The 16,949-nt window shown below is 36.1% G+C and carries 13 protein-coding genes; 9 read left to right on the forward strand and 4 right to left on the reverse strand.

Going from position 1 to position 16,949, the window contains the following annotated elements; all coding sequences use genetic code 11:
• The first annotated feature begins 17 nt into the window (after positions 1-17).
• Together zwf and pgl are read left to right on the forward strand one after the other, a co-directional pair.
• A complete protein-coding gene (gene zwf, locus IHE43_RS15750; protein WP_192184780.1) occupies positions 18-1,550 on the forward strand; it encodes a glucose-6-phosphate dehydrogenase in 1,533 nt (510 codons plus the stop codon).
• Positions 1,534-2,250: a 6-phosphogluconolactonase gene (gene pgl, locus IHE43_RS15755; RefSeq protein WP_192184781.1), complete on the forward strand. Its 717-nt coding sequence runs from the start codon at positions 1,534-1,536 to the stop codon at positions 2,248-2,250. The genes zwf and pgl overlap by 17 nt, the downstream gene beginning before the upstream one ends.
• A 61-nt stretch (positions 2,251-2,311) precedes the next feature.
• Here the strand turns inward: pgl and IHE43_RS15760 are convergent, their stop codons facing one another.
• On the reverse strand, positions 2,312-3,079 hold the full coding sequence (locus IHE43_RS15760; protein ID WP_192184782.1) for a methyltransferase domain-containing protein: 768 nt from the start codon (positions 3,077-3,079) through the stop codon (positions 2,312-2,314).
• A 221-nt stretch (positions 3,080-3,300) separates the two neighbouring features.
• On the opposite strand from IHE43_RS15760, the gene IHE43_RS15765 reads away from it, so the two are divergent.
• The 4 genes from IHE43_RS15765 to IHE43_RS15780 all read left to right on the forward strand — a co-directional run bounded on the left by IHE43_RS15765 (position 3,301) and on the right by IHE43_RS15780 (position 5,371).
• Positions 3,301-3,756 (forward strand): hypothetical protein, encoded by a 456-nt coding sequence (locus IHE43_RS15765; protein WP_192184783.1) that lies wholly within the window; start codon positions 3,301-3,303, stop codon positions 3,754-3,756.
• Positions 3,757-3,883: 127 nt separating this feature from the next.
• Positions 3,884-4,465, forward strand: a complete 582-nt coding sequence (locus tag IHE43_RS15770; protein WP_192184784.1) for a TetR family transcriptional regulator — start codon at positions 3,884-3,886, stop codon at positions 4,463-4,465.
• 53 nt (positions 4,466-4,518) lie between these two features.
• Entirely contained in the window at positions 4,519-5,010 is a 492-nt protein-coding gene (locus tag IHE43_RS15775; protein ID WP_192184785.1) for a thioesterase family protein, read from the forward strand.
• A complete protein-coding gene (locus tag IHE43_RS15780) occupies positions 5,003-5,371 on the forward strand; it encodes a nuclear transport factor 2 family protein (protein WP_192184786.1) in 369 nt (122 codons plus the stop codon). Before IHE43_RS15775 ends, IHE43_RS15780 begins: the two co-directional genes overlap by 8 nt.
• Positions 5,372-5,522: 151 nt before the next feature.
• Here IHE43_RS15780 and IHE43_RS15785 read toward each other — a convergent pair whose 3' ends face one another.
• The 3 genes from IHE43_RS15785 to IHE43_RS15795 form a co-directional block, all read right to left on the reverse strand.
• On the reverse strand, positions 5,523-6,947 hold the full coding sequence (locus tag IHE43_RS15785; protein WP_192184787.1) for a SusD/RagB family nutrient-binding outer membrane lipoprotein: 1,425 nt from the start codon (positions 6,945-6,947) through the stop codon (positions 5,523-5,525).
• A gap of 12 nt (positions 6,948-6,959) precedes the next feature.
• Entirely contained in the window at positions 6,960-10,139 is a 3,180-nt protein-coding gene (locus tag IHE43_RS15790) for a SusC/RagA family TonB-linked outer membrane protein (RefSeq protein WP_192184788.1), read from the reverse strand.
• Positions 10,140-10,949: 810 nt separating this feature from the next.
• Positions 10,950-12,065: a taurine catabolism dioxygenase TauD gene (locus IHE43_RS15795; protein WP_192184789.1), complete on the reverse strand. Its 1,116-nt coding sequence runs from the start codon at positions 12,063-12,065 to the stop codon at positions 10,950-10,952.
• Between the two features lie 269 nt (positions 12,066-12,334).
• Between IHE43_RS15795 and IHE43_RS15800 the strand changes: the two genes are divergently transcribed.
• From IHE43_RS15800 to IHE43_RS15810, 3 genes are read left to right on the forward strand one after another with little or no spacing between them, the layout of a single operon-like run.
• A complete protein-coding gene (locus IHE43_RS15800; RefSeq protein ID WP_192184790.1) occupies positions 12,335-12,967 on the forward strand; it encodes a nitroreductase in 633 nt (210 codons plus the stop codon).
• 24 nt (positions 12,968-12,991) lie between these two features.
• Entirely contained in the window at positions 12,992-14,515 is a 1,524-nt protein-coding gene (locus tag IHE43_RS15805) for an aspartate aminotransferase family protein (RefSeq protein WP_192184791.1), read from the forward strand.
• Positions 14,493-16,934, forward strand: a complete 2,442-nt coding sequence (locus tag IHE43_RS15810; RefSeq protein ID WP_192184792.1) for a GNAT family N-acetyltransferase — start codon at positions 14,493-14,495, stop codon at positions 16,932-16,934. The genes IHE43_RS15805 and IHE43_RS15810 overlap by 23 nt, the downstream gene beginning before the upstream one ends.
• The last annotated feature ends 15 nt before the right edge of the window (positions 16,935-16,949 follow it).

Raw genomic sequence — 16,949 nt, forward strand, 5'->3', positions numbered from 1 at the left:
AGCAACACAACACACAAATGAGTAAGTTCAAAAATATAAATCCAACAATCATTGTCATTTTTGGAGGAACCGGAGACCTGGCAAAAAGAAAACTCTTTCCCGCATTTCAAAATCTGTATCTTGACGGCCGTATGTCGAAGAAATTTGAGATTATCGCACTGGGAAGAGCCGAAAAAAGCGATGAAGAATTTCGCAGCTATGTCTTAGAAAATCTAAACAATTTTTCAAGAAAAAAAGGTCTTTCTGACCCTGAAACTCTAAAATTTCTTTCTCATATAAGCTATCATAGTCTTGATATTGACAAGGAAGAATCTTATCAGGGCTTAAATGAGAAGATAAATGGTATAGACCAAGCCTTTGGGGAACGTGCCAATCGCCTTTTTTACCTTTCTATCACTCCTTCTTTCATAAGTACCATTTCCAATAATATTAAAAAAATTGGGTTGGCTGCTAATCCTAAGCAAGATCGTATCATTATTGAAAAACCTTTTGGTTACGATAAAACTTCTGCGATTGCCCTTAATGAAATGCTTTCGCAGACCTTTAAAGAAGAGCAGATTTACAGAATCGATCATTATTTAGGTAAAGAAACCGTGCAAAACATCCTTGCTTTCCGTTTTGGAAATTCGATGTTTGAACCTTTATGGAGCCGTAACTTTATTGATTTTGTTCAAATTACAGTAGCAGAAGAAGTTGGCGTTGAAGAACGTGGTGGGTTTTATGAAGGAGTCGGTGCCTTAAAAGATATGATTCAGAACCATCTGCTTCAAATTTTATGCATGACGGCTATGGAAGCTCCGGCTTCATTGGAAGCGGATGACATTCGAAACCGTAAAGCAGATGTCTTAAAATCGATTCGCCGTATCAAACCAGATGAGGTTGATCACTACATCGTCAGAGGTCAGTACGATGCCGGTACCATAAAGGGAAAACCGGTAGTTGGATATCGTCAGGATAAGGGAATTGCTCCGGATTCTATTACGGAAACGTATGTCGCAATGAAAATTTATCTGGACAACTGGAGATGGCAGGGAATTCCGTTTTATCTGCGTACCGGAAAAAGAATGGAAGAAAAACAATCTTCTATTATTATACAGTTTAAGCCTGTTCCTCATTCCTCATTTTCTTATGGAAAAGAAGGCATGACACCTAACAGACTTATTATCAACATCCAGCCTGCAATGGATATCAAGCTGCAGTTCATGACCAAAAAGCCAGGTCTGTCACTTTCTTTGAGACCGGCAGAAATGATTTTTGATTATTTTTCCTGCTCAACAATGTCACCCGAAGCTTATGAAACGCTGATTGCTGATGCCTTGGCAGGAGACCCTACTTTATTCATGCGTTGGGATCAGGTAGAACAAGCCTGGGATGCTATCGATACTATTCAAGAGGTATGGAAAAATACAGTGCCTGTCAAATTCCCTAATTACAAAGCAGGAAGCTGGGGGCCTGAAGAAGCTGATGAATTATTGGCGCGTCAGGGACATAAATGGATTCCAAACACACAAACAAAAGAAGAATTTTTAGAAGATGATACAGATATATAATAATACGGAAGAAATTAATAGTAAGGCAGCAGATCTCTTTGTAGCAGCAGCCCAAGGCGCCATTGCTGAGAAAGGTAAATTTACAGCCGTACTTACGGGAGGTTCCTCTCCTGCCGGGATTTACAAATTATTAGCTTCTGACGCTTACAAAACCAAAATAGACTGGAGTAAAGTTTTTATTTTCTGGGGAGATGAACGTTGGGTGCCTCTTAATGATGATCTTAGTAATGCAAAAATGTCGTATGCTACTTTATTAAGCCATGTTCCTATTCCGGCTGAAAATATTTTTGAGATGTATGCAGCTGGCGTTACACCTGAAGATTTTGCCGTTACTTACGAACAATCTATAAGGAATGTTTTAGGAGATGAAGGAAAATTTGACCTTATCTTATTAGGAATGGGAGATGATGGACACACAGCATCACTTTTTCCAGGTCAGACAGTATTAGAGGAGCAAAACAAATGGGTTTCTGCCTACTATCTGGAACCTCAAAAAATGCATCGTATTACACTTACTGCACCACTTATAAACAAAGCCGAAAAGATTATTGTAATAGCTTTTGGAGATAAAAAAGCGCATGCATTGAAAGAAGTAACAACCGGATCCTATAATCCTGCAACTTACCCGATGCAATTGATTAAACCCGTTTCCGGAGAATTACTATTTCTTGTAGATAAAAATGCAGCCGGTACAAATTAGATAATTGTTTTATAACCAGTTTGTAGTTAAAAATATAAACTGGTTATAACAATTCCTTATCTTATCTTTTCTTCCCGTAAAGCAAAATTCTTTTAAATGCATAAATGGCAGGAAGCTTTGGAAAATGCGCTGTTATTCTGGTTTTAAATGTGCTGATAAAAAATTCTTTCTGATCTTCCTGAAGAAGTTCCATATAGGGAATCAGCGCCGAACCTGAAATAAAATTATATAGCGTATCATGATCATGGGCAATTATGGGATAAACTTTCTGCATAATCTGAATTTCTTCCAGTCCGCCATCAAACATAATTTGCGCATACTGATCCATACTCAGTACTGGAGAATCTCTTTTCCATCCCTTAAAATAAGTTTTAAAAGGATCTTCTTCCGCTAATTGATATAAAATTTTATTGAGCAGGTTTTCTTTCTGAACAGGCATTTGTACCGCAAATTGCCCTCCCGGATTAATAGATTCAATCAGTTTGGGAAATAATATCTCATGATGATCCGACCACTGTAGCGCTGCATTGCTAAAAACTAAATCCCACTTTTTATCTGATTCTGCTAAATCTTCTACTGACATTTGATCAAAACGAAGATTATTTGTCTCAAAAGATTTTGATTTTTCCAGCATTTCAAAAGAAGAATCTATACCAAGAAAATCAGTTTTGCTAAATTTTCTGGCTAATATAGCAGTTTGTTCTCCTGTACCACAACCTAAATCAATTGCACTCGAAGATTCTGGTAACTTTATAAAATCCATTAAATCATAAAACGGTTTATAACGCAGATCTTTAAACTTATTATATATTTCCGGGTTCCAGGGCATATGCTGATAATTTATACATTTCTGAGATATCTAAAATTACGGAAATAAAATCAGGTGAATATAAATTAGCTGACTTTATAAATAAAGTAATTTGAACTAATTTCTGAAGCTGAAAAGTGATTTGATAAATTAGACAACAAGGTCAGAAAATGCATTTTATTTTAATTTTATTTTATAACGCTTTCATTACTATATTTGACGTGTAAAATCTACACCACTTCATGATCTTATACCTGCTCTTTCAAATTCTTATTTCCTGGCTGGTAAGCTGTTTTATACTACGACTATTCAACAGAGCATTATCAGTCTCAGACAACGAATTTTATCAGGAACCGACTTTGCTTACTAGTCTTCTTTCTGCTCTTAATATAGATTTCCCTTTAAAAACAAAATTAAAAGCCGGGCAGCTATTGCATCATAGTTTTGGACTATGTTTTGCCACCATTTATTATCTTCTATGGTATTCCGAATTTGGGGAAATTTCCTGGACGACGAGCATTATAATAGGTTTCATTAATGCCTTAATACGCATTATAAGCTGGACTTTTCTGATTGAAATTATACCATCAGTTCACACTACCAATTTTAAGGGATATTATCTCCAACTTGTATTCGTACACAATATTTTTATCATTCTTGCTTTTTCTGTAGACTGGCTGTTTTTTAATGTTTTTTAAAACCTTTTACGAGATGATACTTTCTACTATAACCATTTCTTCGGAAATGAATTTTCTCTATTTTTATCATATACCGATCGGTATTTGTGTTATATTTGTATAAATCTTATCCAATTAGGGCGAAATCATGACTACATCAGAAATTATATTAAACAAAGTGGCTCCCATTTTTAATAAACAAGGGTATGTTGGCACTAGCTTAACTGATATAACAAAGGCTACCGGACTCACAAAAGGTGCGATATACTGCAATTTTTCAAACAAGGAAGATTTAGCTTTAAAGTCATTTCAATTAAACGTAAAACTTGCAATCACACCCTTATTCAAACTAGTTAGCAATCAACAAGGCAGTATAAATAAGCTTAATACCATAACAGATTATCAACGCAGCTATTATGATTTAGTTAAGGACAGAGGCGGATGCCCCATGTTGCGTGCAGGAGTTGATACAAAATTTATCAATCCGTTATTATTTCAGGCAGCGCAAAATTTATCTCAAAAATTCACTGTCGGTTTAACTACTATTATCACCGAAGGCATTCATAATAATGAAATTCAGCCAAATACAGATCCGGTTCAATGCGCAAAAATAATTTTATCCTTAATTGAAGGAAGTTCACTTTTGGCATTTACCCATAATGATCCAAGCTATATAAATACGGCAATGGATTTTATAGATAACAGTATAATTAAAAGCATCAGGAAATAAAAAATTTTTAACCCATCAGATACCGATCGGTATTTGATATAATATATTCGAAAATGGAAAAAATATTAAAAACAAAAAGAAAAATTAGATTTCAGGATTGTGATCCTTTTAATCACTTAAACAACTCTAAGTATTTAGAGTATTTTATTAATGCCCGGGAGGATCAAATTGCGGATAATTATGATCTTGACATATTTAAATATATGCAGAAAACCGGACTTAGCTGGGTTGTTGCCTCTAATCAGATCAGTTATCTAAAACCGGCTTCTACAATGGAAACCGTAGTTATTGAGTCTCAGTTGATTCAATATACAGCCAATCTTCTCCTGGTTGAGATGAAAATGTGGAATGAACTTGAAACAGAATTAAAAGCAATTCTATGGATAAAATTTATTCCTTACAACATCCAGACAAAAAAAGCAGTAAATCATTCAGAAGATTTGATGCAACTATTTGAATCGGTTGTTTTACCTGTTGATCAATCCATTTTTGAAAATAGATATTTAGAAATTATTCAAAAATTAAAAGCCAAAACATATGCCTAAAGTAGAAACAATAGAGCAATTTATAGCAATGGTCGAATCTAACGAACATGATAAAGCCATTGAAAAATTTTATACCACCTATGCTTCCATGCAGGAAAATCAGGCAGAACCACGAGTAGGCAGAGATAATCTTGTTGCCAACGAAAAAAATACTCTTCTAAAAGTCAAGTCCTTAGTATCAAAATGCATTCGTCCGTATTTTGTAAATGGTGATCATGTTGTTATTCAATGGTATTTTCGATTTGAATGGAAAAATGGGACTGTTTCTGAAATTGAAGAAATCACCTGGCAAAACTGGCAGGGTGAACTTATTAACTCCGAAAAGTTTTTTTATGATCCTAAGCAATTTACAAACAGATAAATATTGTCCATAAAAATTTGTTGTGCCTTAGGCACTAAATGCTGGCAAACGACATCCAGTCTATTTTGTGAAAAAACAGCAAAAAACTCCGCAAAGTCAAGACATTGCGGAGTTCTTTTTATTAGAAATACTTCGAAAAATATAATGTAACTTATTTTACATCAAACCATAGTTTGGTAGTAAGCAAGTCTTTTCCCTGAACTGATACTGCAGCCTGGTAACTATTTCCGTTCAATGATTGCTCTGTGCCGGGATAGAAAAAACGAGAAGGTATCTGTCCGTCCAAAACCGTAGCAGGACCGGCTTTCAATACCGGATAGTCAAGTCTTCTCCACTCCACAAAAGCATCAAGACCTTGTCCGTAGAATGCAATCCATTTTTGTGTACCTATTGATTTGGCATAATTTGTTGCATCATATTTTACAGTAGCCTGATTAAGATAATTAGAAATAGTGGCGACATCAGTAATACCAAATTGATTAAACGATGCCGTAATTGCATTTTTGTAAAGCTGTTCTGCGTCTCCGGCAATATAACCACGGGCAACTGCTTCAGAAAGATTGAACAATGTTTCAGAATAAGAAGCAATTACAGCCGGCGATGACGAGGTCAGAAAGTAAGTTCCCGGTTTTGATGTTTTAGCAAACCCCTGACTATTGGCATCACTATTTGATAATCCATTAGCACCACCAACATATTTACCTACGCTTGCATCTGATGGCAACTGCGCATAAACAGGTAAACGCGGATCTGATAACTCATTTAACTTATCAACCATTGTTTTCGAAATACGATAATCGTCGCGGGTTTCAAACCAGACCGAGGCCGGATTTTGCTGCGGTGAACTGATGTAGGTAAACTTAAAAGTTTCGCTGTTGTTGCTTATTAATCCTGCAGCATCTGTTGTTGCCTCAATTGCAGCTTGCTTCGCTAAAGCAGGTTCTTTGTCCGAAATTCTCAACGCTATACGCAAACGAAGCGAGTTTACCAGTTTTTTCCATTTTGCAATATCTCCTTTATAAACTAAATCGCCGGTTACAGTACCGTTTGCTGTACTTAGCAAAGATTGAGCTTGTTTCAAATCTTCAAGCAATCCTGTATATACTTCCTTTTGAGTATTATAAGCCGGTGTTACTTTTAGACCTGCTTCTTTATAAGGAATACTTCCATAAGCATCTGTCAACAATAAAAATGTCCATGAACGCAGGGCCACTGCAATTCCTTTATAATTTGAATTTGCCTGTTCTTGTGGAAAATTAATAATCGTGTTCAAATCCGTAATCAGGGTTGAGTAACCCGTATTCCACAAAGAAGTGAAAGACGTGTTAGACACATCGTATCTGTCCGGTTCTGTATATTGAATTTTAGCCCAATGTTGTACAAACAATAAAGACGAGTCAAAGTTATTTGTTGACCCCCAATATAAATCAGCACCCTGTTTTAATGATCCTGTTAACAGGTAAGGTGCCAATGGTGTTTCGGTTGCGTTTGGATTTTTATTAATATCATCCAAAGTATCGCTGCAAGAGGTCACTGAGAATGCAAACAGCGTTATATATACTATTTTTTTTAGCATGATTCTGTGTTTTTAAAATTTAAGATTAACATTAAGGCTAAAATTTCTGGTAGTGGGTAAGGATAAACTTTCCAAACCTTGCGCATTTCCAGTATTAAAAGCGGTTTCAGGATCGATATTTGGCGCGTCTTTGTAAATAAAGAACAGGTTACGACTTGCAGCTGTAATACTTGCTCCCTGAAATCCAAGCTTCTTAGCTAATTTCTTATCCAAATTGTACGTAAGTTTTACTTCTCTTAGTTTTACAAAAGTTGAACTGTAAATATAGGCTTCACTAATATTGTACGGCGCTTTGTAATATTCCTGTGCACTAAGAACTGAAGTGTTTGGAGTTCCATCAGCGTATACTCCGTTAAAGATCATTCCATCATCATATACCGCTGCTCCACCAGGGGCAGTTGCACCAGCTGGTAATAAGGTTTTCGTAGTACCTGCCAAATAGTAATTTAATCCGCCATTGGCTGCATCTCGTCCTTGTAGCGTTTGAGCTAATACACCCGTGTAATTACCTGTTCTGTTTGTTCCTGAAAAAAGCTCTCCTCCCACACTCGCATCAATAAGGAACGAAAATTCAATGTTTTTATAGGTCAATGTGTTTGTAAGACCTGCTAAATAATCCGGAGTGTAATGTCCTAATACTTTCTTTTGCGGATCAGCTTTTGGTAAACCATTCGCACCTACCACTATATTTCCATTTGCGTCACGCTGGTAAGCCGTACCGTAAAGTGCACCATAAGCTTGTCCTACCGATGCCAATACATCTACACCTCCCGAAGTACCAATAGTGTAGTTTTGAATTTGTTTATCGTAATCCAGAATCTCTACTTTGCTTATATTCTTTGAATAATTTACGCCTACATTCCATTTGAAATTTTCAGTTTGAACAGGGTTTCCGTCCAATTGAATTTCTATACCATGATTGTTTATTTTACCTGCATTGATTAATTGCGAAGTATAACCACTCGAAGCAGTTGTTTTTATCTCCAGAATCTGATCAAAACTATCGGTGTTATAATAAGCGGCATCAAAATGCAGTCTGTTTTTCCAGAACGAAGCTTCTAAACCAACTTCCGTAGAACGGGTTGTTTCAGGTTTTAAATTTTCATTAAGTTTCTTCTGTGAAGAGGTTTGGATCGGATTTCCGTCAAAGGCAGTTTGAAAATTGTAAACCGTAGACAATTGATACGGATCTGCATCATTACCTACTTCAGACCAACCACCACGTACTTTTAAAAAGTCAAGCGTGTTGCTTTTCAATTTCAAAGCATCAGATAGTACTAAACTACCACTAATTGAAGGATAAAAATAAGAACGGTTACTGCTTGGCAATGTCGATGACCAGTCATTACGGGCAGTCAGGTTTAAAAATGCATAATTTTTATAACCTAATTGTGCCGAAGCATAGGCACTGTATACTCTCAATCTTGATAACGAGTTCGATGAAGTTAGCGGATCTCTGGAATTGGTCAATGTATATAAATCAGGCACAGCCAGACGTGGTGCTTTTTGATAATTGTTTGCATCGCTATGATTACGTACATTGAAACCGGCAAGAGCATCCAGACTAAAATCATCATTTAGCTTTTTGATATAAGTAAAAATACCTTCTGTGTTTTGCTCGTTTACTGTGTAAGCATCTTCAGCATATGAACCGAAAGGAGTTCCATTTGTACCATACTTAATTTCATACTTTCTGCGATCGTTATAATAGTCAACTCCGGTACGGAATCTAAAATTAAGTCCGTCGAAAATCTTTGCATCCAAATGGATATCCCCTATTAAACGGTTACGTTGTTGACTGGTAGTATTATAATAGGCATTCCAATACGGATTGCTGTAATAGCTGTTATTCCAGTTAACATCTCTATTATTTTGAAGCTGATTGATATCTACCTGGCGTCCGAACCAAAGAAACTGTAACATTACACCGGCAGCACGGTTACCCGATGGACCACCCGGCAGGGCCGGCGCATTGGTAACAATATAGTTGGCTGTTACACCCACTTTTATATTTTCTGTTAACTGATAATTAGAATTAACCGTAAAGTTTGTTTTGTTTACTTCACTGTTAGGCACTGTTCCTAATTGTTTTTGATTATTTACACCTAAGCGAAAATCTGATTTTTCATCTGATTTGGCCACAGAAATACTATTATCATATGTAAGACCGGTATTAAAGAAATCCTTTACATTATCAGGATGAGCTACAAAAGGTACTGCCTGACCATTTGAATAAAACTGAGGAATAAGGCGTCCATCCAGTTTAGGTCCCCAGCTTTCGTCAACTCCGTCATTAATTCCTCCTCCTTTACCATCTACATAACTAAACTTTCCGTTTGATCCTTGTCCAAATGAATTTTGAAAATCAGGTAAAGTAGTAACCTGAGAAACAGTTATACCCGAACTGAAGCTTATGCCCAATCCTTTTTGACCTTTTCCTGATTTTGTAGTTATAAGAACAACGCCATGTGCAGCACGTGATCCGTAAAGAGCAGCTGCGTTAGGGCCTTTCAGCACAGTTAATGTTTCAATATCCTGAGGATTTAAATCGGCAATCGCATTTTTGAAATCGCGGGTCGCGCCACCAAAGTTCAACTGCGAGTTATCTACCGGAATTCCATCCACCACAAATAATGGTTGGTTATTTCCGGCTATAGATGTTTCACCACGAATAACAATACGTGAAGATCCCATATCACCCTGTGAATTGGTGATACGTACTCCTGCCAATTTACCCGTAAGACTATTCAAAAAATTCGTTTCTTTTGTTTCTCCCAAATCCTTGCCTTTTAAGGATTGGGTAGTATATCCTAAAGATTTCTTTTCTTTTGTAATACCTAATGCGGTAACGACCACTTCTGATAACACGTTCTGTTCTTCAGAAAGGGAAATAACAACTGCATTTTTATCCACTACGATTTCCGTTTTTTTATAACCTAAATAACTTACGATTAGCGTATAAGGAATTTTTTGCCCTGTTTGGAAATAAAACTTCCCATCCAAATCTGTTACAACTCCGTGTGTAGTACCTTTAATATTTACCGAGGCACCGATAACAGGCTCCTTTGTAATAGCATCGATTACAGTTCCGTCGAGTCTGGACTGGATTAACGGTTTGGTTTCCTGAGCTTTAATTCCGATGGAAATCAACAAAAAGCATAACCAGACATATCTATTTAATTTTTTTTTCATTACTTTGTTTTGGTTTAATAAATAAGGTGAGCCGAAAACGGATTTACTCCACTCTCGCTTTCCTTATAGAGATGAACAATTTCTTTAAACTTCACCATTTCTGCTGCAACAGAAATGGTTTTTTCTTATCTACACATTCGTTTTTTCATTTTTATTTTATTTTGATTGATTATTATTTGAATTGATTTTATAAGAATTCAGTCCAAAACCAAAGATGAACTCTTAAACTCTACTAATTTGATAGAACAAAAGTATATTTAAAAATAATAATCCAAAAAGTTTAATTGTTTTTTTTACAAAAAAAATGTTAACTAAAATTTTAGTAACATTTTAAATTACTATAAATAAGATAGTTAATACGTACGTCCATTTTCTTAACAGCGTAAGAATTTTACTAAATAAGTGAAACGATTTAGAAAAATCACCCCATTATTATTATTGAAAAGTTGAATAAATGTGATTCCATTTATCCCTTCTAAAAGCTATTGTCTGGAGAGCCTTAAAAACATATTTAAAAAAAAATAGCTGCCAATTATTTGACAACTATTCTTCTTATAAAGCTATTCGAAACCAGAGCTATTTTACCGCACAGAAATTTAACCGCAAGGTGCGCAAAGTTTTTTTTAGGTGTGTTAGCAGTGTCTTTATTAAGTTCGCAAAGCTGTTGTCGCAAACTTTGCAATTAAACTTTATTGACCAAGCTTTGCGAACTTTTACGTTTGTAAACACAATCCAGATAAAACCTTTTGCGCACCTTGCGGTTAAATAACCTTCTGGTTAAATTTTTAATTTTCTGTTAAACCTTTACAATTATTGCTGATTAAAAACGCTTCCCAAATGCTCTTCCATTACAAAATACGGATCATGTGTCTGCGTAACAGAACGTATATGGATTAAACTAGTCTTACTCATCATTCTAAGCATTTGTCGACGTTCGCATTTAACAATTTTGCCGTTTTCTTCTCTTTGTCCGGCTACAAAAGCACTTCGTCCATGCGCACATAAATGATTATTAACAAAAATAACATCTCCGGAATTCGGAATGTATTCACTGTTAATGAGTTCCTTCGCTTCATTCCAGAATTCTGTCAAATTGTAAAGAGCTTCAGGAGTTTGTCCGGCATTTTCGTTGAATATTTGTTCTGCAGCGTCAAAACGAATAAAAGGAAGTTCTCTGTTTCCGTATAAAACAGAAGCCGTTGGTCCTGGAACGGTTTGGTTCTCATCATAATTAGCATCTTTAGGGCATTGATAAATAGGATCAAATAATTTTTCCATAGTTGAATTTATTGTTCCATGGGAACGAATTGAATATAAAGTTGAAGGCACTCTTTCTTCATTTCTTAAATAAAGAAAACTTAAAAAATCGGCCTGATTGCTTAAAAAAGCATCTTCAGTATGTACATACAAATCCGTTTTAGATCCTGATCCCGTTTGTGTAGCGGCCATATTTTCATCTGGAATTACGGTATGCAAAAGTCCTCCGCCCTTTCTTTGTGCATAATATTGAACCGGTTTCGAAGGCACTGCACCATGAAGGAGTGAACATATAAACCCATATTTATTCAACTTTGCATAATCAGCGCCCTGCCAGTTTGGAGGCGTTGGTCCTAAATCTTCCTGATCAACCTCTAAAAGACCCTGAAAAACAATTGCCCCATATTGATTTGCCGAAAAATCAGCACCAAACTGACTTAAGATTCTGCTGATACGTTCCGGAAGCAATTGAAAAGCGTGAAGATGCAATGCTGCTATATATTCGGGATTTTCATAATGATCAAAAGCTTTTACCAAAAGATTCCCAACATTTGATAAAATATTCCTTTCCTGAGGCGTTACTTCTACAATTAATGGATTTGTAGGAATTTCAAAATTAAAACTTGTTTTAACAGATGTTTCCTCTGCAATAATGGATTGTGATTTCATTTTTTCAATTCATTTATAGTTATTAATAGACTAGGGTTGTAAACTTTACAATTAATTAATATTCAAATAAATACATAATAAAAAACAGAAGCGCATATTTTATTATGTACGGACATTCGTATATTTTTTTTGCAATTATTTTTTTTATTGAGATTAATTTATACATTTGTCAAACACTATTCTTATTTATTCTAAATAATAATTACTTACAAATATATCTGTATTTAATTTAAATAAAAAAGAATTTTCTTAAAAAATTTCCAAAAAGCATGAAAATCAAGACTAAGTCCAGTAAAATCAAGGAATCAGATTACTCTGATAAACTAAATAAAATTTCGAAGAATATTCGTAAAAGAAGAAGTGTCTATGCTGATGAGTTTATCAAAAAAGAAATACCTCAGAAACTACTCGAAGAGATTCTAATTAATGCTACATGGGCTCCCAATCATAAAATGACAGAGCCATGGAGGTTTATTGTTTTTAAAGGAAAATATCTCAAAGAATATGGCGACTATATGGCTCATTACTACAAAGATTTCTATAATGAATTGTCCTATGAAGCTCAAAACGAGAAGCTCAAATACCTCAGAAATTATCCATTAAACGCAGCCTGCTTAATTGGTGTCATCATGGTGCGAAATGCCAAAATTAATTTGCCGGAATGGGAAGAAATCGCCGCAGTTTCTTCAGCCGTGCAAAATATTGCCCTTACGTGCACCGCTCATAAAATTGGCAGTTATTGGAGTACAAAACCAGTCGCTATCGATTATGTGGCACAATTTGGCCTGGCAGAAAATGAAAAATCATTAGGGCTTCTTTATCTGGGTTATTATCCCGAAGACTTAAAATCATCCACAAAAAAGAGAACTCCCTTATCTAAAAAAGTCCTCTATCTCGAATAATAACTAAACCCTAAATATTTTTTTATGAATAATACCACACTAATCAAAGAAGAAGTGTCTGACAAAGCACTTTCGCAGAACCATGATTTTTACAAAGACCTATTCCACCAAAATTCCGGTACCGAATATGCTCAGGCTGTACAATTAGCACAGGAACGCGTCTCCAATTTCCTCAAAAACAACCGTAAACCTTTTAGCGGAATCAGACCGGACGAGATGAAATCTAAAATTGAAGCAATAGATTTCGAATCGCCACTACCCGATTATGAAAGTCTGCTTAATGAAGTCGATGAAATTTATGTAAAACATGCTACTGCTTACCACCTTCCTGAATACATCGCGCACTTAAACTGCCCGGTTGTGATACCGGCTTTGGCGGCAGAAGTTTTGATAAGTGCCATCAATTCTTCCCAGGATACTTATGACCAAAGTGCTGGCGGAACATTTATGGAGCGCAAACTAATCGATTGGACAAGCGAGCAAATTGGATATACCAATGGCGATGGTATTTTTACTGCCGGAGGTTCTCAAAGTAATTTAATGGGATTGCTTCTGGCCAGAGATTACTATTCGTTGGAATATCAAAAATGGAATATTAAACTGGACGGTCTTCCTCCTGATGCTTCTAAATTCAGGGTATTTGTTTCGGATAAGGCGCATTTCAGCAACCATAAAAATGCCTGGATTTTAGGTCTTGGTGAACAAGCCATTGTACATGTTGGTGTTGACCAAAGATATCGTATGGATCCTGAAAAACTGGAAAAAGCAATTGCTCAGGAAATCGAAAAAGGAAATATCCCAATCGCTATTACGGCAACTGCAGGTACTACAGATTTTGGAAATGTTGATCCACTGCAAGCTATCGCTGCTATTGCCAATCGCAACAACTTATGGCTTCATGTCGATGCTGCTTACGGTTGTGGATTGTTATTGACCGAAAAACACAGACATCTTTTAAACGGAATTGAACTGGCTGATTCTGTAACTATCGACTACCACAAATCGTTTTTCCAACCCATAAGCAGCAGTGCTTTTATTGTGAAAAACAAACTTCACTTGAATATTATCAAGCACCACGCTGATTATTTAAATCCGAAAGAGCAGAATTACGACGCGCTTCCGGCTCAGATTAATAAATCGATTATTCAGAGTACACGTCGTTTTGATGCACTCAAACTTTGGTTTACACTTCGTTATATGGGAAAAGAAAAGCTGGGACAATTTACGGATACTATAATCGAAACCACTCAAAGAACTGCTGCTTATCTTGAAGCCGATGAAAACTTTGAGCTTTTATGCCACTCAGACATGGGCGTTCTGGTATTCCGTTATCTTGACGGCCCGGCTGAATCCAGCTCTTGCGAGGTCAATCAATACATCAAGGAAAAACTCTTTTTTAGCGGCGAAGTTCTCGTTGCCAGCACCAAAGTAGATGGAGAATTCTATTTGAAGTTTACCATTTTTAATCCGCTTACCACTCTAAATGACATCAAAAATATTCTTAACCTTATAAAACAAAATGGAAATGAATACCACAGACTTAACTAATTTTCATCAGCTGGCAGAACAGGTAAATTTTAAATCACTGCTCAATTGTTATTGCCGCGAATTCAGTAATTGGAGCCGCTACGAAGGCATTCCTAAATACGATCAGACACTTGCTGACTTTATGCAGACTATTGATCACAGCTCTTTTCTTAGGTTTGATTTTACTACTATTGGTCAGGAAGTTTTTGCTCCGTTGACTTATTTTTCAGAAAGCGGCGTTCATTCTTTCGGTTTTCCGGTTGTGTCGCGTAATGTTGCCACAGATGAATTCAGAGCAATTAATCCGATGGAATTTACGGAACTTGTTGCTGCTTATTCCAAAACAGATTATCCCGATATGGATTCCGTTCCTACGCAAAAACGTATGAAAAACAGTATTGAGAATTTGGCTTTATACCTCGAACATTATAAAAATAGTGAGCACTCCGTCAATAATGCTGAACAAAGTTTTATAGAATCTGAACAATCTTTGATTTTGGGACACAGTGTTCATCCATTACCAAAAAGCAGAGAGGGCTTTACCAAAGAAGAATTGCTTCAATATTCTCCTGAAACTTCAGGTAAATTTCCTTTGCACTTTTTCCTGATTCATCCTGAAAATGTACTAGAAAAAAGTGCTGAAGACTATTTGATGACGGACTATCTGAAAAAAGAAATTTTAAAATATGCAGATAAAAACGCCAAAGAATTACTAGATTTTTATACCCAATATAAAATAGTTCCTACGCATCCCTGGGAAGCCAATTATTTACTGGATTTGCCAGAAGTAAAAGAAATGCAATCCAGGCAACTGCTTTTTAGTTTAGGGCAATTCGGACCTGCGTATACGGCAACATCCTCTGTTCGTACGGTTTATAATGCTGAAAGCGAATGGATGTACAAATTCTCTTTGCACGTAAAAATCACCAACTCATTTCGTGTTAATTATTTACATGAATTGAATCGCGGCTATGATGCAGCACAACTCATGAAAACCGATTGGGGAAAAGGAATTCAGAAAGATTATCCTCAAATACAGCTTATTACAGATCCTGCTTTTATTGCCGTAATTTATAATGATAAAGTTATTGATGGTTTCAGTACAAGTGTGCGCCAAAATCCTTTTCATGGAGCCAATGCCAGAAAAAATGTAACGATGGTGGCATCACTTTGTCAGGACGGAATTCTGGGCGAAACACCAAGAATCGTCAATCTTATCAATGAAGCAGCCAAAAGACAAGACGCTTCTGTAGCCGAAACTGCGCTTTCATGGTTCAGGCAATATTTGAATATTACCATTACTCCTTTGGTTGGAATTTTTAATAAATACGGCTTCGGATCTGAGTTTCATCAACAAAATATGCTAGTTGAATTTGATGAAAATCTATTTCCTTCAAAACTCTATTTTAGAGACAATCAGGGGTATTTTTTCCGTCAGGGAAAAGTGGAAGAACTGGAACGTTTGATTCCTGATTTTGGAAAAGAAAGCAGATCTTTTATTGCCGAAAAAAGAATTATTGATTTCTGGGGCTATTATTTGTTGGTAAATCACTTGTTTGGAGTAGTTAACATCCTGGGCAAAAATAAATTGGCTGATGAAACCGAACTTCTTAATTTGATATACGAAGCCTTAAAAAAAGAAGAAGATTCAGATACTACAGGTCTGGTTTCACATTTTACTAATAGTGTAAAATTGGTCGTAAAAGGAAATCTCCTGACAAGTTTAAACAATATGGATGAGGCCAGTGCGCCGAGAACAAATCCAGCGGTTTACAAAACTTTCCCAAATCCTTTAAACAAACACTTTTTCTCTAAAAAACTGATTAATCCACAAGAAAACACTACCGTTTTCAGTCGCTTTTTTGAGAAAGAAAATATCACGATAACATTGCGCCCTGTTGATATTGATAAAGATTTGGAGATGCTTCACGAATGGTTTCATCGTGAGCACGCGCTGAAAATCTGGCAAATGAACTGGCCAATTCGTGAATTGGAAGCTTATTACAGAATGTTACTTCCGGGAGATCATTCGCATAGTTTTATTGGGGAAGCAAATGGAGTTCCGACTTTTAATATCGAAGTTTATTGGGCAAGCCGTGATATAGTGGGAGAATATTATGAGGTGCTGCCATCTGATTATGGAACGCACCAATTTATCGCGCCTACTGATCCTAAATTAAAATACGGTTCACCGGCAACACAATCTATGATGGATTTTGTTTTGGCCGAATCAAAGGTTGGTAAAATGGTTGGTGAAGGTTCTGTAGATTCGATTGCATCCATGATGAACAAGGCTCACGTAGGTTTTAAAATCGAAAAAGTAATCGAAATGCCACACAAAAAAGCCAATCTAAACTTCTGTTACAGAGAATGGTATTGGGCAAAATTTCCTGCTGCCAAAGATTTTCAAAATAGTACAGTTTCAGCACCTCAGCTTTAATCCATAAAAAAAATA

It is taken from the genome of Flavobacterium sp. MDT1-60 (genome assembly GCF_014844035.1).
Classification (GTDB): Bacteria; Bacteroidota; Bacteroidia; order Flavobacteriales; family Flavobacteriaceae; genus Flavobacterium.